The sequence below is a fragment of the Aminivibrio pyruvatiphilus genome (assembly GCF_004366815.1).
Taxonomy (GTDB): Bacteria; Synergistota; Synergistia; order Synergistales; family Aminobacteriaceae; genus Aminivibrio; species Aminivibrio pyruvatiphilus.
In genome coordinates this window covers 93,882-109,778 of record NZ_SORI01000006.1, presented here as the reverse complement: position 1 = coordinate 109,778, position 15,897 = coordinate 93,882, and the positions used below count along the sequence as shown (strand labels likewise).

General features: G+C 58.5%; 14 protein-coding genes and 1 pseudogene. 1 reads left to right on the top strand and 14 read right to left on the bottom strand.

The features are described from left to right. Positions 1 to 10: 10 nt before the first annotated feature. From C8D99_RS06390 to C8D99_RS06325, 14 genes and pseudogenes are all read right to left on the bottom strand, one after another. Entirely contained in the window at positions 11 to 499 is a 489-nt protein-coding gene (locus C8D99_RS06390; protein ID WP_133957296.1) for a tripartite tricarboxylate transporter TctB family protein, read from the bottom strand. 1 nt (position 500) lies between these two features. Next, positions 501 to 1,556, bottom strand: a complete 1,056-nt coding sequence (locus tag C8D99_RS06385; RefSeq protein ID WP_133957295.1) for a Bug family tripartite tricarboxylate transporter substrate binding protein — start codon at positions 1,554 to 1,556, stop codon at positions 501 to 503. Between the two features lie 153 nt (positions 1,557 to 1,709). After that, positions 1,710 to 2,606 (bottom strand): annotated as a pseudogene (gene garR, locus C8D99_RS06380) (2-hydroxy-3-oxopropionate reductase); the annotation flags it as partial. Positions 2,607 to 2,630: 24 nt separating this feature from the next. After that, complete coding sequence (locus C8D99_RS06375) at positions 2,631 to 3,554, bottom strand: transketolase family protein (protein ID WP_133957293.1); 924 nt, start codon at positions 3,552 to 3,554, stop codon at positions 2,631 to 2,633. A gap of 13 nt (positions 3,555 to 3,567) precedes the next feature. Next, a complete protein-coding gene (locus C8D99_RS06370; protein WP_133957292.1) occupies positions 3,568 to 4,389 on the bottom strand; it encodes a transketolase in 822 nt (273 codons plus the stop codon). 195 nt (positions 4,390 to 4,584) lie between these two features. Continuing rightward, the gene (locus C8D99_RS06365; protein ID WP_133957291.1) at positions 4,585 to 5,868 is read right to left on the bottom strand and encodes a TRAP transporter large permease; all 1,284 of its coding nucleotides are present in this window, start codon (positions 5,866 to 5,868) and stop codon (positions 4,585 to 4,587) included. A gap of 28 nt (positions 5,869 to 5,896) precedes the next feature. Beyond that, the gene (locus C8D99_RS06360; RefSeq protein ID WP_133957290.1) at positions 5,897 to 6,415 is read right to left on the bottom strand and encodes a TRAP transporter small permease; all 519 of its coding nucleotides are present in this window, start codon (positions 6,413 to 6,415) and stop codon (positions 5,897 to 5,899) included. Between the two features lie 74 nt (positions 6,416 to 6,489). Beyond that, complete coding sequence (locus tag C8D99_RS06355) at positions 6,490 to 7,608, bottom strand: DctP family TRAP transporter solute-binding subunit (protein WP_133957289.1); 1,119 nt, start codon at positions 7,606 to 7,608, stop codon at positions 6,490 to 6,492. A 19-nt stretch (positions 7,609 to 7,627) separates the two neighbouring features. Then, positions 7,628 to 8,653 (bottom strand): zinc-dependent alcohol dehydrogenase, encoded by a 1,026-nt coding sequence (locus C8D99_RS06350; RefSeq protein ID WP_133957288.1) that lies wholly within the window; start codon positions 8,651 to 8,653, stop codon positions 7,628 to 7,630. 146 nt (positions 8,654 to 8,799) lie between these two features. Further along, entirely contained in the window at positions 8,800 to 9,546 is a 747-nt protein-coding gene (locus C8D99_RS06345) for a FadR/GntR family transcriptional regulator (RefSeq protein ID WP_166670048.1), read from the bottom strand. Positions 9,547 to 10,268: 722 nt separating this feature from the next. Continuing rightward, positions 10,269 to 11,021 carry a DUF6683 family protein gene (locus C8D99_RS06340; RefSeq protein ID WP_133957286.1) on the bottom strand — a complete coding sequence of 251 codons (753 nt, stop codon included), beginning with the start codon at positions 11,019 to 11,021 and terminating at the stop codon, positions 10,269 to 10,271. 63 nt (positions 11,022 to 11,084) lie between these two features. Then, positions 11,085 to 11,600, bottom strand: a complete 516-nt coding sequence (locus tag C8D99_RS06335) for an SRPBCC family protein (protein ID WP_133957285.1) — start codon at positions 11,598 to 11,600, stop codon at positions 11,085 to 11,087. Between the two features lie 40 nt (positions 11,601 to 11,640). Then, on the bottom strand, positions 11,641 to 12,471 hold the full coding sequence (locus C8D99_RS06330) for a phosphoenolpyruvate hydrolase family protein (protein ID WP_133957284.1): 831 nt from the start codon (positions 12,469 to 12,471) through the stop codon (positions 11,641 to 11,643). Positions 12,472 to 12,495: 24 nt separating this feature from the next. Continuing rightward, the gene (locus C8D99_RS06325; protein WP_133957283.1) at positions 12,496 to 13,689 is read right to left on the bottom strand and encodes a Tm-1-like ATP-binding domain-containing protein; all 1,194 of its coding nucleotides are present in this window, start codon (positions 13,687 to 13,689) and stop codon (positions 12,496 to 12,498) included. A 512-nt stretch (positions 13,690 to 14,201) separates the two neighbouring features. Between C8D99_RS06325 and ilvD the strand changes: the two genes are divergently transcribed. Continuing rightward, positions 14,202 to 15,890 (top strand): dihydroxy-acid dehydratase, encoded by a 1,689-nt coding sequence (gene ilvD / locus C8D99_RS06320; RefSeq protein ID WP_133957282.1) that lies wholly within the window; start codon positions 14,202 to 14,204, stop codon positions 15,888 to 15,890. Positions 15,891 to 15,897: the final 7 nt, after the last annotated feature.

Sequence of the window (15,897 nt, the reverse complement as noted above, 5' to 3'; positions counted from 1 at the left end):
CCTCCCTTTCTTACGGCATGGGGATCCGGAAGAGATCCCGGAAGGCTGCGGTGATCACCCAGGCCGCCGCAAAGGCCAGGAGAATGCTCCAGTGCAGCTTCATGGCCTTGAGGTAGAGGAACGTGACGATGAGATATCCCGCCGTTGCCCAGAGGAACGGGATATATGCCACCGCCGCGACATACGCGATGACGAGGAGGAGCAGGACGGTTCCTTTCCGTACCTTCGGAGAGGAGAAAAATGCGGTCAGGTTTTCCTTCCCGAGGACATGGAGGGCCTGGTCCTTTCCGCCCCGCTTTGCTGCGGAGCGGAGAAGGAGGAAGCCCAGAAGGATGAACACGCCTCCCAGAATGAGAGGAAAAAGCCCGGGGGAGACGAGAAAGGAGTTGTTGAATACCCGCATCCTCAGGGCGGCGGTTGCGAACGCCGCCCCGAAGACGATCAGGCATACGGCGGAAATGTAGTCCGCCCCGGAACCCTTGTGCACTCTTCCTGTCATGTTATTTGTTCAGCTTCTTCTTTTCGGTCTCCCAGTTCCAGTCGGCGAGCTTGGGAATGTTGAAGTCGGCGGGGGACTTCTCTGCCATTTTGGCGTTGTAGAGTACCCAGGAGTAACCGGAGATCTGGAGGGAAAGGAAGCGGTCCGCGTCATCGCCGGTGAGCCCGACGATGTTCAGGCCCTTCTGCTTCGTGTATTCAAGGATTTCAGGCTGCTTGAGGGCCCAGTGGAAGGCCTCGGTGATCTTGTCCTTGATCTCCTGGGGGGCGTCGCGGCGGATGCAGATCGGCCAGGTTTCGCTCAGGTCGGGGATCTTGTCGCTGCCGGGAAGAACCTTCACGATGGGATCGATGGTGATGGCGTCGGTGATCTTCATGGGCTCCTTCATCATGACGGTGACGGCGCGGATGGAGCCGGCCTGGGCCATGTCGATGGCGGAGGAGAAGGTCACGATGCCCACTTCGACTTCGCCGGCCATGACGGCGGTGGCCACGTTACGGTCGCCGTCGAAGGTGACGTAGTTGATTTCGCCGATGCCGGCGACTTCAGCGATGGCCTGCATGATGACGTGAGGTCCGTTGCCGAAGCCGGAGATGCCCATGTTGACGGATCCGTCCTTCAGAGCCTTTGCCACGTCGTCGAAGGTCTTCATGGGGCTGTTGGCGCCCACGAGGATGGCTGCGGGACCCTGGAAGGGATGCCATGATGTCCACTCTTCCCAGCCGGAGTTGGAGGTTTCCTTGATCTTGAAGCCGCCGAAGCATCCGGAACCGGTGGCGAACATGGTGTAGCCGTCGCCGGGAAGGCCGAGGACGTGCTCCGCGGCGACCGCGCTGGCCGCGCCGGGCATGTTGGCCACGTTGATGGTCTCGTTCAGGTACTTGGACATGAGTGCGATCATGGGACGGACGGACGTGTCGGTGCCGCCGCCGGCTCCGAAGCCGACGATGACCGTCGGGGTTCCCTTGGGCCAGATCTTGTCGGCTGCGAAGGCTGTGCCGCCGAGAGCGAGGGCAGCGATCAGGACAATGGCGATAATGGAAGCGAACTTCTTCACAATAACCACTCCTTTTGTCAGGTATTGGTATCAGTGGAACAGAAGCTTTCGGATTCCGCGTACCCTTCCGGATTTCGAGACTCTCTCCCGGGCATCCCTCCTTTTTCGCAGGCGTGCCGCTTCCCGAAGGGAGCGGCTTCCGGACTGTTTCCCTTATTTCTTCAGCGAAAGGCTGTTGAGCTTTTCGTAGAACAGGCCCAGGGCGCCGTGGTCAAGGGTCTCGTGGCCTTCGGCTGCAAGGTTCTGGAACATTTCCATGAGCTGGGCCGTCAGGGGCATGGACACGTGGAGCGAGCGGCTCGTCTCGAGGACGTTGTTCAGGTCCTTGATGTGGAGGTTGATCCGGAAGCCCGGGTTGTATCTGCCCTCGAACATGCGGGGGGCCTTGTCCTCCATGCACTGGCTGCCGGCGAGGCCGCCCCGGATGGCGTTGAACACCTTTTCGGGGTCTACTCCGGCCTTTTTCGCGAAGGCCATGCCTTCGGCGACGGCAGCGATGTTCACGGCCACGATGCTCTGGTTCACCAGCTTGGTGGTCTGCCCTGCGCCGAGATCGCCCACGAGGGTGCTCTTGCCCATGAAGGCGAGGATGTCTTTCACCTTTTCATAGGATGCTTCGCTTCCGCCCACCATGATGGCGAGGGTTCCCTTCTCGGCCTTTTCCTGGCCCCCGCTGACGGGGGCGTCGAGCATCTCGGCTCCCTTTTCGGCGAGGAGTGCCCCGAGTTCCCGGCTCACCAGGGGGGCGATGGAGCTCATGTCAACAATGATCTGTCCTTTTTTGGCCCCTTCGAGGATGCCCTTTTCGCCGCAGACGGCTTCCTTCACGTGGGGAGAGTTCGGCAGCATGGTGATGACAATGTCGCTCCGCTCCGCCACGTCCCTGGGGCTTGTTCCTTTTTCGGCGCCCGCGGAGACGAGTTCTTCCACGGCTGCCGGAACGATGTCATAGACGACCAGTGATTTTCCGGCTGCCAGAAGGTTCTTCGCCATGGGCTTCCCCATGATCCCGAGACCGATGAATCCAATGTTCTGCATTGCAATCCCTCCCGTTGGGTATCTTTTATCGAAATTTTACAGCAGTTTTTCGGCAGCCGCCGCGATATTTTCCTTCGTCAGGCCGTAATGCACGAGAAGTTCGTCGTAGCAGACCGCCGACTGGCCGTACCTGTCCTGGATTCCCACCATGCGCATGGGCAGGGGAGCTGCGCACAGAGCTTCCGCCACTGCCGAGCCGAGCCCGCCGTAGATGGTGTGCTCTTCGCAGGTGACAATGCCCTTGACGCCGTTTACCGACTTCGCGAGGGCTTCGCCGTCGATGGGCTTGATGGTCCCGAGATGGATTACCCGGACGGAGATGCCCTTCTTTTCCAGAAGGTCCGCGGCTTCCATGGCGATGGCGGTCATGGTGCCTGTGCCCATAAGGGCCACCTGGGAGCCCTCTTTCACCACAAGGGGCTTCCCGGTGGCGAAGGGGGTATTCTCGTCGAAAATAACAGGAAGGTCGTTCCGGTTCAGCCTGATGTAGACCGGCCCGTCGATGGCCGCAGCCTCACGGACGGCCCATTTCGTCTCCACTCCGTCGGCGGGGCAGAAGACGGTCATTCCGGGAAGCACCCTCATGGTGGCCAGATCCTCGAAAGACTGGTGAGTGGCGCCGTCGCCGAAGTCGGAGAGGCCGCAGCTCGAACCGACGATTTTCACGTTGAGCTTCGGCAGGCAGACACTCTGGCGGATCTGGTCGAAGGGGCGCCCTGAGGCGAAGACGGCGAAGGAGTGGGCGAAGGGGATCTTGCCTGTGAGGGAAAGGCCTGCCGCCACGGAGATCATGTTCTGTTCGCCGATGCCCATCTCGAAATACCGCTCGGGGAAGTTCTTCTCGATCACCACCGACTGGGTGGAGCCGCAGAGGTCCGCGTCCAGGGCCACGACCCTGGAATTTTCTTTCGCAAGGGCGAGAAGTTCCTCGCCGTAGGCAGTCCGAAGATTCATCAACATGGTCCCGTCCTCCTCACATGGCGAGTATTTCGCGCACGGCCTGTTCCTGCTGTTCCTTCGTCAGCAGGTTGTTGTGGTAGGCGTGGGTGTTCTCGGCGAAGGATACGCCTTTGCCCTTCACTGTCCGGGCGATGATGGCGGTGGGGACTCCCTTGACTTCGGACGCCTCATCCAGGGCACGGACTATCTGGGCCATGTCGTGGCCGTCGATCTCGAAGGTTTTCCAGCCGAAAGCGGAGAATTTGCCGCGGATGTCGCCGAGATCGTACCGGTCGCAGGTCTTGCCCACTGCCTGGATACCGTTCATGTCCACGATGGCTGTGAGGTTGTCCAGCTTGAAGGCCGATGCTGCCGTGACGGCTTCCCAGACCTGCCCTTCCGCAAGTTCCCCGTCGCCGAGGATAACCCACGTGTGGTAGCCGAGACCGTCAAGCCGGCCTCCGAGAGCCATGCCCACACCGATGGACAGTCCCTGGCCGAGGGAACCCGTGTTGGCCTCAACTCCGGGGGTCTCCCGCTCGGGGTGTCCCTGGAGGATGCATCCCAGGGTCTTGGTTTTCTTCAGGGTCTCCTTCGGGAAATAGCCTGCCTCCGCGAGGGCGGCGTACTGGGCGAGCACGGAATGTCCCTTGCTCATGATAAACCGGTCCCGGTCGGGCATAAAGCGGTCTTTCGGGTCGTGGCGCATCTTGTAGAAATACAGGGCCGCCACGATGTCGGCGCATGACATGGAACCGCCGAGATGTCCCCTCTTCTCGAGGCCGAGGGCCTCTATGATGCCGAGGCGCACAGCCCGCGCCTTTTCTTTCAGTTCTGCGATTCTTTCAGGATTCATGATCCACCTCCAGGAAAGTATTGTCCTTGTGAAAATGTTGTTTGTGTCATGGGGCAATCAGGGTAACAGCGCAACGGAAAAGTCCGGGAATGTTATCCTCGCAATTTCAGTATGCGTGTTTAAAACTTCCATACTGACCCGGATGTCGGTTCAGGTAACAGCACAGCACGCTGAAACTCTTTTGTGTTTATTGTCTTATGTTATATAACCAAGGAGTCTTGGGAGAAAGAGAATAATCTCCGGGATGTATGTGATGATCATCAAAACAACAATTTGCATTGCGATGAACGGAACTGCAGCTCGTGCTATTTTCTCAAACCGTACTTTCGCTATGGGGGCGGCAACGTAAAGGCAGACTCCCAGCGGCGGTGTGTTGAGACCGATATTCAGATTGACCAGCATGACCAGCGCAAAGTGAAGAGGATGAATTCCCAGGCTTGTCGCAACGGGAAGCAGAATAGGAGCCAGAAGAATGACGCTTACACCGGTCTCCATTATCATCCCGACAAACAATAAAAAGATGTTGATAACCAGAAGGAAGATATATTTGTTTTGAGTCAGGGAGAGAATGTAATGGGCGATGTGGGCGGGGATTCTTTCCAGCGTCAGCATTGTGGCGAACACAGTAGCTATGGAGATTATGAACAAAATGACGGAGGATGTAACTGCTGTAACTTTGAGGCTTTCGAAGATCTCCTTCCATCCGAGGGTCCTGAAAATAAAGACGCCGACGAAAAGCACGTAAGCGCATGCTACTGCGGCTGCCTCGGTTGGAGTGAACTGACCGCTGAAGATTCCTCCCACCAGAATAACAGGTGCCAGCAGAGCAAGAAGGGATTTCCTGGTGGTACGCCAGGCTTCTCCTTTTGCAAGCCGCTCTTTCCTCCTCGGGTGGTTTTCCCTTAACGCGAAGAAAAGCGCTATTATCATAAGGCCGAGTGCGATCGCAATGCCGGGGGCAAATCCGGCCATAAAAAGAGCGCCGACCGATTCCATCGTCACCGTGCTGTAGACCACCATGTTGATGCTCGGAGGAATGATCGGACCGATTATCGAGGATGTCACAGTGACCGCTGCCGCATATTCAGCCGTGTATCCTTCATCTTTCATGGCCGGAATGAGGATGGATCCTATGGCAGCCGTATCGGCCACGGCTGCTCCGGTAAGCCCGGCGAAGAAGACGCTTGTAACGATGTTGACCTGCGCCAGGGCACCCGGAATCCAGCCGACCAGCATTTTGGCGAAGTTCACCAGGTCTTCCGTAATTTTTGTCCGGTTCATCAGCTCGCCGGCGAAAACGAAGAAAGGAATCGCCAGCAGAACAAAGTTATCGACTCCCGCGTAGAGGCGCTGTCCCAGAATCATGATCGGCACGCTGCTGACGAAGAGAAGATAGTACAGTGCCGTCAGTCCCAGAACGAAGGCAATAGGGACGCCTATGGCGAAACTTCCAATGAAAATCAACAACAGTGTAGTCATGACATCTCTCCTGTTTCAGGCCGGGCCGTCAGCTGCTCAGGATGAAATCCTGGGGATCCTCTGCCCTGAATGCGCCGAGCAGAAAATAGACCATATGGACCAACATGAACAAAAAACCGACTGGAAGATTCAGCTTTACGTACATCATAGGCAATTTTATGATGTCGCCGAACTGTTTCGCTGATTGAAGAGCAGTTGCGAGGCTCGTTCTGAATCCATAGTAAATGAAGGCCATGACAGCGATATCTATAAGAATGACGGTTATCCTGCACCATTTTCTCGGAAGGGCGCGGATCACCAGCGCGATGCCGACGTGCTGCTGTCGCTTGAGTGCAAGGCTGGCTCCGATATACGTGATTCCCACCAGGAGCCAGCGGGAGATCTCCTCGCTCCAGGAAAACGTGGATCCGATGATCCGCATTATCACTCCGAGGAAGACGACGCAGAAGACAGCAGCAATGTAGAAGACCGTTATGCATATGCTCGCCCGCTCGACGATGTCGCTTATCTTCCGTGAAAGTGTGAATGATGTATCGAGTACACTCATCTTGTCCTCCGCCGTGTTTAGTAACGTGCAGGCTTCCGGGAATGGAAGCCTGCACGCAGATTCCGTGGAAAAAACTATCTGTATCCCAGAGCAGCTTCGGCTTCTTCGACGGCTTTGTAAAAATCTTCCACGTACTTGGCGCCGATTTCCTGCTTAAGCCAGTCGGCTACGGGAACGACAGCAGCCTTGAACTTTGCCATCTCCTCGGGTGTCGGAGAGTAGATCTCCATGTTTTTCTCGAGGATCGCGAAATCGGTAACCAGTGAACCCAGTGATTCGGACGCGCGTCCCGCAGTCTGCCCCTGGTAGGCTGCAGCACGGATTATCTGCTGAAATGCCTTCGGAAGATTGTTGAAGAAATTGGCATTGATGATCAGCATGTCCTCGCTCCACGTATGGCCGTCGAGGGTCATGTAGTCCTGAACTTCGTACCATTTGTTGGCCGCTATGTTCCAGATGGGATTCTCCTGCCCGTCAACGACCTTGGTCTGGCATGATGTGTAAATTTCGCCGTGGGCGAGCGGTGTTGCGCTTGCTCCCATGGCTTCCAGCGTTTTCACATAGATAGGGGAGGGCATGACGCGGAACTTCAGGCCTTCCATATCCTTGGGTTCGCGGATCGGGCGCTTGGAGTTGGTGAAATGCCTGGTTCCGTTCTGTCCCATTGCAAGCACCTTAATGCCTGTTTTTTCTTCGATTTCCGCTGTCATTTTTTTCCAGAATTCGCTGTTGTCGAATATCCACCAGGCGATCTCGTCGGACTGGAACGCGTAGGGGAGGTTGATTACCTGCACAGGCGGGTAAACCCCTGCCAATGCGCCGGTCTGGATCCCCATTTCGAGCGTTCCCGTCTGGACCATCTCGATGACTTCCTTGCTCTGTCCCATGGATGTGGCGGGGAAGAGTTCGACATACATAGCGCCGTTGGACCGCGATTCCACGATACTCTTGAAGATGAGGGCGAAAGCATGTTCTCCCAGAGGCTTGATTCCGCTTGCCGGCCAGTTCGCTGCGTCAGTGTAGGCAAGTTTCAGCACGAACTCCGCATTCTTCTTCTTCTCGGCCTCGATTTTCACGTCGTCCTGTGCAGCAGCCTGATTTGCTGTCTGGCAAAGGACAAGAACCATTGTTGCGATAAACAGAACCGACAACAGCACCGCGACTTTCCCCAACTTCCTGCTTTGAGCCTTCATTTTTTTCCCTCCTCGTGTTTTATTCCGGGATGAGAACTATCTTTATCAGTTCCCCCGGAGAATCGGCGAGTTGTGCAAACCATCGGGCTCCTTCTGACATTTTTGCGCGAAGACTGATTATGGGATCGAAAGAAATACCTCCGCTGTTCACCATTTCAAGGACTTCCCCGAACTCATCGTGAGAGTAGATGTAAGTTCCGCGAATACGGAGTTCTCTCGTGACTATTTCCTGCATGGGAACTTCGACGAACTTTGCCGAGTTGCCGATCCAGACAGCGGTTCCCCCTGTCCGCAGGAGTTCAATGCTCTGTTTTGCGCTCGGGGTGACGCCGACGGCTTCTATTGCGATATCGACTCCCTTGCCCTCCGTTGCGTCCATTACGACCTTGCGTATGTCCATGGTCTGAGGATTCAACGTGACGTCCGCACCCATTTTTACCGCTGTTGCAAGGCGTGCGTCACTGAGATCGGAAATGTAGATGCGTTTTGCTCCTCTCAGGCGCGCGATGGAGACAACGAGCTGGCCGATGGTCCCTGCGCCGATGACAAGCACATGCCTGCCGGTCAGGTCTCCGGCGTTTTTGACCCCCCTGTAGGCGACGGCAGCCGCCTCGATCATGGAACCCGCGTCAAAGGGAACATTGTCGGGAAGGCGATACAAGAGATGTTCTGGGACTGCGATATACTCGGCCATGGCACCGTTGCAGTCCATGGCGCCGTAGAAACGCTTGTTCCCGCATAAATTTGTCTGCCCCGCTTTGCAAAAATCACAGGTTCCGCAAAATTGAGCGGGTTGAACAGTGACACGGTCTCCGGCATTCCACAGAGTGACCTTTTCGCCGATGGACTCTACAACGCCGGAGAATTCATGTCCCATAATCATGGGAGGTGTGCGGCGTCCCGTAAGGCCCAGATATCCGTGAACATCGGAACCGCATATCCCAACTGCTTTTACGGCGATTTTCACATCCTTGGGGCCCAGTGTTACATCAGGAGCATCCTCCCAGATCAACTCTCTGGGGCCGTGATATACCAGAGCTTTCATTTGCTGTTCACTCTTTCTGCGGGCAAGGGATTGCTTTTCGAAGTTCCTGATGTTCTCCTCAAAAGTGCAATCATACTCAAATCCCCCTGGTTGGAAAAAATTGCCGCTTCCCTGTGTAATTGAAAGCGGGACCTTGTCAGCTGAATCTATAAACGGCTTTCTTTTTCCCGGGGTGCCGCTCCCGAAAAGGCCGTTTCCCGGACGATGCTTTCAAGATACTCCCTGGTATTGCACAGATGGGCACGCATTTCCTTTTCCGCAAGCTTTGGGTTATGGGCGGCCACGGCTTTTGCTATGGCGATGTGGCTCTGGGCCGCAGCCTTTTTTCGTGCCGCGATGAGGGACGTGACGATCTGCTGCTTGTAGAAGAAGGTGTGGAGGTAGTTCATTGTCTCCACACAAAGGGGGTTGCCGGTGATTTCCGCAAGAAAGATATGGAATGCGATGTCGGTTTCGGCAAACCCGGACGGAGAAAGATCTTCGTTGTCCACCGCCCCGGCGATACCGAGGATTTTTTTCTTCTGGGCATGGGAGATCCGTTCCGCCGCGAGATAGGCGGTGGAAGGCTCTATGCAGATGCGGAATTCGATGATGTTGAATAGTTCCTGTGCGGTGGCGCTGTCGGGAATGTGGCGGGATAGGATCTGATGTTCGACCCCGAGAGGTTCTGTAACGAAGGTGCCCCTTCCGGGCACGACCTGGATGAGGTTTGAGGTTTTCAGGTGGTTCAGTGCTTCCCGGACGGTGGACCGCCCCACGTTGAACAGCCGGGTGAGCTCCATTTCCGTGGGGAAACGGTCTCCGGGCTTCCATTGCCCGTCACCTATGAGTTCCTGGAGTTTTTCAAAAATCACGTCGCTCCGGTTTTTTCTCTGGAATGGGATGACGTCCAAGAAAAGACTCCTCCTCCGTGTCGTTTTCAGCCAGGGGCAGGGAGAAACAGGATGCACTTTCGATCCTGAATGTCTGTTGTCAGACAACGTTAACACTCCCGGTACAAAGAGTCAATTTGATTCTTTTTTTCACAACGGAATTTCCGGAAAAGGAGGCTGGATGCAGGAGGGAAGGGGCAGAAGCTTACTCGCCCTCGGATTGTCATCCCGAGGCCGGTTTTTGGCCGATCGCGTCCCCGGAGGGGAGGGATCTCAGGGTTTGACGGCACTCAAACCAAAGGCGAGATCCCTCCGCCCTTCGGTTGTTCGGGATGACAAACAAATGCGATCGCGGTCGCGGTCGCGCAGCATTCAGAGCGAAGCGGAGGGAGCGTCCCCGGAGGTGAAGGATCCCGGTTTGTCATCCTGAACGAAGTGAAGGATCTCGCAGTGGGTTTTCAGGAGCCATCCCGAGGCCGGTTTTTGGCCGATCGCGTCCCCGGAGGGGAGGGATCTCAGGATTTGACGGTACTCAGAACCAAAGGCGAGATCCCTCCGCCCTTCGGTCGTTCTGGATGGCAAACAAATGCGACCGCGATCAACCGTTCAGTTCTGAACGACAGCAAGAGCGAGGTTCTTCGCTTCGCTCAGAACGACAGCAAAGGCGAGATCCCGAGCATTCGCTCGGGATGACAAAACATACACTTCGCTCGGGATGTCAAACCATTCTGTTTACCGGGTGCTCAGTCCAGTATCCGGAGCCCTCCGTGGTCCATTTTCACTCTGTCCACGTCGATGCCGAAAACTTCGCTCATGGACTGCCGTGCCAGTTCCCGAAAGGATTCCGCCCCTTCAGGGTTGCCTTCCTCCTCCGCCTGGGTCACGCCGGCAAGGGCGAAGGTGGCGAGGCAGGCCAGGGTGTGGGCCATTTCCTCCTTTTTCGCATCGGGGGCGGAGCCGACGCCCGTCTGTTCGGCGAGGACCACGTCCATCTGCCGGGCGGCGGCGAATATGGCCGGATCGTCCACCTGGTTGTCTGTGGTGATGCCGATGCACACCCCGAAGAAGAAGGCCATGGCGAGTCCAAGGTCATTGGGGCGCTTTGCCTGCCGCGCGTAGTCCCCGTAGTTCGCCAGCGCCTCGTTGAAGAAGGCGGTCATGGTGTCCCTGTCCGCTTTCCTGTCGGTGAGCGTCCGGGCGAGGGCGGACGGAACGGGGGAGGGCTTTCCCGACGGCCGGTAGGTGGTGGGGCGTGCCCGGGAAGCCTGGGGTGCCTGCGGAGTCTGCTTCTGGGGCCGGGTTCCCTGGGACTGATTTTTTTGCATGGTCTTCAGTGTGGCGTTGGCCATGGTCTTGTTGTAGATCATGGTGTCGATAAGGCAGGATCCGGGGTTGTTCCAGACCCCTCCCGTGTACATGTTGTACCAGCCCGCGCCTTCTCCGGCGCCGGCAAGGAAAAGAAGCAGAAAGGCGAGAACGGCTGTTCTTTTTTTCATATCCTCCATCCCCTTCTGAAAAAGAGGGACCGGACGCATGCGCCCGGTCCCGGAACCTTCAGGTTATTCCTCTCCGCAGCCGCAGCCGCCGCATTCCCCTTCGCCGCATCCGCAGCAGGAATCGCCTTCGAACTCCTCCATGAGCATTTCATCCAGGTTTTCGAGTCCCGAACTGAATACTCCGTAGACGATGTCCGTGGTCTCCTCCTCCGCGGCCGGGTCGGTGACGTCGAAGACGGCTTCCCATTCGGCGAAGGTCTCATCGGTGGCTGTGACCGGCGCGAGGCTCAGGGAAGCCACGTAGTTCTTCAGCTTCATGCCTGTTTCCAGGATAGTGTAGGTGACGGAAAAATCGGCGTCGGAGAGCGAGAGAAGCTGCTCTCTCATCCAGGAGCCGTCGGCGAGCTGGAAATGGCGGACGCTTCCCACGCATGCGGTGCATTCGGGGCCGCATCCGCCCTCGATTTCACTGGCCTTGATCCCCGGATGCCACTTGGGCAGGGCGTTGAAGTCCCTCACGTATTCCCATACTTCCTCGATGGGGGCTGAAATGATGGTGCTGTAATACACTCTGGGCATGGCGTTCCCTCCTTTTCTGTCTGCGGTGCCGGTTCGTTTCCTAGAAAGTGATCTTCTTGAACTCTTCCGTCTGGGCCTTGATGGCCGTCTCCGTGGGCAGGCGCTCCATGGAGCTGGCGCCGTAGAACCCGTGGACGTTCCTGCATTTTTTGAGGATGAAGGAGGCGTCTTCCGGCATGGCGATGGGGCCTCCGTGGCAGAGGACGATCACGTCCTTGCGGACCTTTTTGGCCGCCTTCGCCCATTTTTCGATGAGGACGGCGCATTCGTCGAGGGTCTTGGCGGTCTTGGCGCCGATGGATCCCTTGGTGGTGAGCCCCATGTGGCACACAAGGATGTCCGCTCCGGCTTTCGTCATGGCCACGGCGTCCTCTTCGCTGAAGACGTAGGGGGTGGTGAGGAGGTCCCGCTCGTGGGCGGCCCGGATGGCCTCCACTTCAAGGGCGTACCCCATGCCGGTCTCTTCCAGGTTGGCCCGGAAGACCCCGTCGATGAGCCCCACGGTGGGGAAGTTCTGCACGCCGGCGAAGCCGAGGGAGATCAGCTCGTCGAAGTACCTGTCCCAGATGACGAAGGGGTCGGTGCCGTTGATGCCAGCCAGGACCGGCGTCTTCTTCACCACGGGGAGGACTTCGTAGGCCATCTCCTTGACGATGTCGTTGGCGTTGCCGTAGGCGAGGAGTCCCGCGAGGGAACCCCGTCCCGCCATGCGGTAGCGGCCGGAGTTGTAGATGACGATGAGGTCTATGCCGCCGGCCTCTTCCCACTTGGCGGAGATTCCTGTGCCGGCTCCGCCGCCGATGATGGGCTCCTTCTTTTTCGCCATGTCATGGAAGCGGGCCAGAAGTTCGGTACGGGTGAACCGTTTCATGAAATCCCTTCCCTTCCCTTTGGTTTATGGATGAAGTTCCCGGAAGTTCTCCACGAGGGCCGCGGCGAACTCGGGATCGTTCACGTTCAGGGGCAGCTTCACCAGGCGGTGATGGTTCGACTGCCTGAAGGTGCGCTCAAGGGCGGAGAAGAGAGCCTCGTCCGCCTCAGGCCAGTGGAAGGCCTGCCCCGGTGCGTCAATCATGGAGACGCCCTTCAGGGGCAGCAGGAAGCGCACGGGCCCGGGGAACCTGTTCAGTTTTTCCCCGATCCATTCGCCCATGCGGGCGTTCTCCTCCGGGGTGGTGCGCATGAGGGTCACCTGGGGGTTGTGGACATAGAGCTTTCTGTCCCTGTATTTCTCGGGCACGGTGTCCATGGCCCCGAAGTTTACCATGTCCAGGGCCCCCACGGAGCCCACGTAGGGGATTCCGGTCCGGATGAAGGCATCGAGCCGCCCTTCCCCGGCGGAGAGGACGCCGCCCATGAGGTGGTCGCAGATTTCCGTGGTGGTGATGTCAAGGACGCACTTCATCATGCCCGAGTCCACGAGTTTTTCGAAGGACTGGCCGCCGGTGCCGGTGGCGTGGAAGACGAGGCAGTCGAAGTCTTTTTCCATGGCGTGGCGGACCATGTCCACGCAGGGGGTGGTGACGCCGAACATGGTCATGCCGAGAAGGGGCCGGTCCTTGCCGTGGGGGACGGGGCCGCTCACCATGCCTGCGAGGGCGTTGGCGGCGTTCGCCAGGACCACCCTGGAGACCCTGTTGATCCCCGACACGTCGGTGACGGAATACATCATGGCGATGTCGTTGGGGCCCACGTAGGGGGCCACGTTGCCCGAGGCCATGGTGGAGACCATAATCTTCGGCGTTCCGAGGGGCAGCATTCTCATGCCGGAGGTGATGATGGACGTTCCGCCCGAGCCGCCGAGGCCGATGACCCCGCCGAGGTCATCCCTTGCGGGAAGGAAGGCCGCCAGGGCCTCGCCCATGGCGCCCACGGCCTCTCCCCGCTCCCTGGCGGATGAGAGGAAGCCGGGCTTCGAAGGATGGCATGCGGCTACTTCGGCTGCCGTCACGTCCACGGGGTTTCCGTGGGGCTTTGTTCCCACGTCCACCAGGACGGTCCCCACGCCCTTCCCGGCAATGATGTCCCGGACAAAGGCGAGCTCTTCATACTTCGTGTCGCAGGTTCCCACAATATAGGCTTTCTTCATGACATCCTCCTTAAATTTCGGACAGGATACCCCCGGCAGCGGGGGAGAAAGGCCGTACCCGGAAAAGGACAGGAAGTTTCCCTCGGAAATTATAGCCCCTTTGAGGAAAATTTGCGAAATGTTCCTGGCGTATTGAATGAGCCGGGAAGGGCCTGCTTTTTCATCCCCGACGCGGCGGGAATTCCGGGGGCGCTTGTCATCCTGATCGGAGCGAAGGGTCTTGTTTTGAGGCAATGGAGCCAAAAGCAGGTCCCTCCTCGCTTCGCTCGTTCGGGACAACAGGGGTGTCATCCTGAGCGGAGCGAAGGATCTCGGGCTTGGTTCTCTCCAGAATCAAAACCGAGATCCTCCCCCTTCGGGGACGCGATCGGCCCAGTAACCGGCCTCAGGATGACAGCAATCCATGATACCCAGGCGGAGGGCGGCGGGCCTGAATTCCCCCGTTGACTGCCGCAGGTTCTTCACCTACCATGAATTTTGAAAACGACGAATTTTCACTGAGGAGGATAAGCATGTCGAAGGGGTGGAGAAGTTCCGAGGTTTTCGCCGGTCCCCAGAACGCCGGGGCGCGGGCGCTGTGGAAATCCATGGGGTATTGCGACGGCGATTTCGGCGACAGGCCGGTGATCGGCATCGCCAATTCCTGGAATACCCTCGTTCCGGGCCATTTCAACCTGAACATGGTCAGCGAGCAGGTGAAGAAGGGCATCCACAGGGCGGGGGGAGTGGCGGCGGAATTCGGCGTCATCGCTTCCTGCGACGGCGTCTGCGAAGGGCACCGGGGAATGCACTTCATTCTGCCCCAGAGGGAGGTCATCGCCGATTCCATCGAGCTTGTGGCGGAGGCTCACCACCTGGACGCACTGGTCCTCCTCGCTTCCTGCGACAAGATCGTTCCCGGCATGCTCATGGCGGCGGCCAGGCTCGACATCCCGGCCATCATGATCACCGGCGGGCCCATGCTCGGCGGGGTGGAGTTCGACGGCCGGAAGACCGACGAGACGTCTCTTCACGAAGCCCTCGGGATGCTGGCTTCAGGGAAGATATCCGAGGAGAGGTTCCGGTCCCTGGAGAATCTGTGCGCCCCTACCTGCGGGTCCTGCTCCTTCTTCGGCACGGCGAACACCATGTGCTGCCTCGCGGAAGTCCTCGGCATGACCCTGCCGGGCGCGGCCCTGATTCCGGCGGTCCACTCGGAGCGGCTTCGTCTCGCCTGCGAGACGGGCGAGGTCATCTGCCGCATGGCCCGGGAGGGACTCACCGCCCGGAAGATTCTCAACGGACTTTCCATCGAAAACGCCGTCCGGGCGACCCTCGCCATGAGCGGCTCTACCAACGCGGTGATGCACCTGGCGGCCATCGCCGCCGAGGCGGAGGCCGGTGTGGACGTCATGGACCTCTTCTCCCGCCTTGGTCCCGAGACGCCCCAGATCGTGCGGGTCAACCCGGCGTCGAAGTGGAATACGGAAGATTTCTGGATGGCCGGGGGCATCCCCAGGATGCTGAAGAGAATGATGCCCCTGCTGCAGAAAGACGCCCTCACCTGTACGGGCAGGACGGTGGAGGAGAACGTTTCGGCCTGTGTCTTCCCCTTCCCGGAGAACGACGATGTGATGAAGACCCTTGAAGCCCCTTTCTCGCCCCGGGGCGGCATCGCCGTCCTCAGGGGGAATCTCGCCCCCGACACGGCGGTGACCAAGCCGGGGGCCATCGATCCTTCCCTTCACGTGTTCACCGGCGAGGCCCGGGTGTTCGACAGTGAGGACGACGCGAACGCCGCCATCCTGGCCGGAAAAATCCAGGCTGGAAACGTGGTGGTGATCCGCTACGAGGGGCCGAAGGGCGGCCCGGGCATGCGGGAGATGTACCGGGCCATGAAGTACCTTTACGGCATGGGTCTGAACAAAAGCACCGCCCTGGTGACCGACGGCCGGTTTTCGGGGACGAACAACGGGTGCTTCGTGGGGCACATCTCTCCCGAGGCGGCGGAGGGCGGCCCGCTGGCCATCGTCCGGGACGGAGACAAAATCACCGTCGATGTGATCGAAGGCACCCTGCACCTCCACGTTTCAGACGGGGAGATCTGGGAAAGGTTTGCATCGTGGAAAAAACCCGCCCCCAAGGTCACCCGGGGACACCTGGCCCTGTACTCCCGGCTGGCGTCCTCGGCGGCGAAGGGGGCGGTGGTGAGGGCGGAGTAGAGGAGGG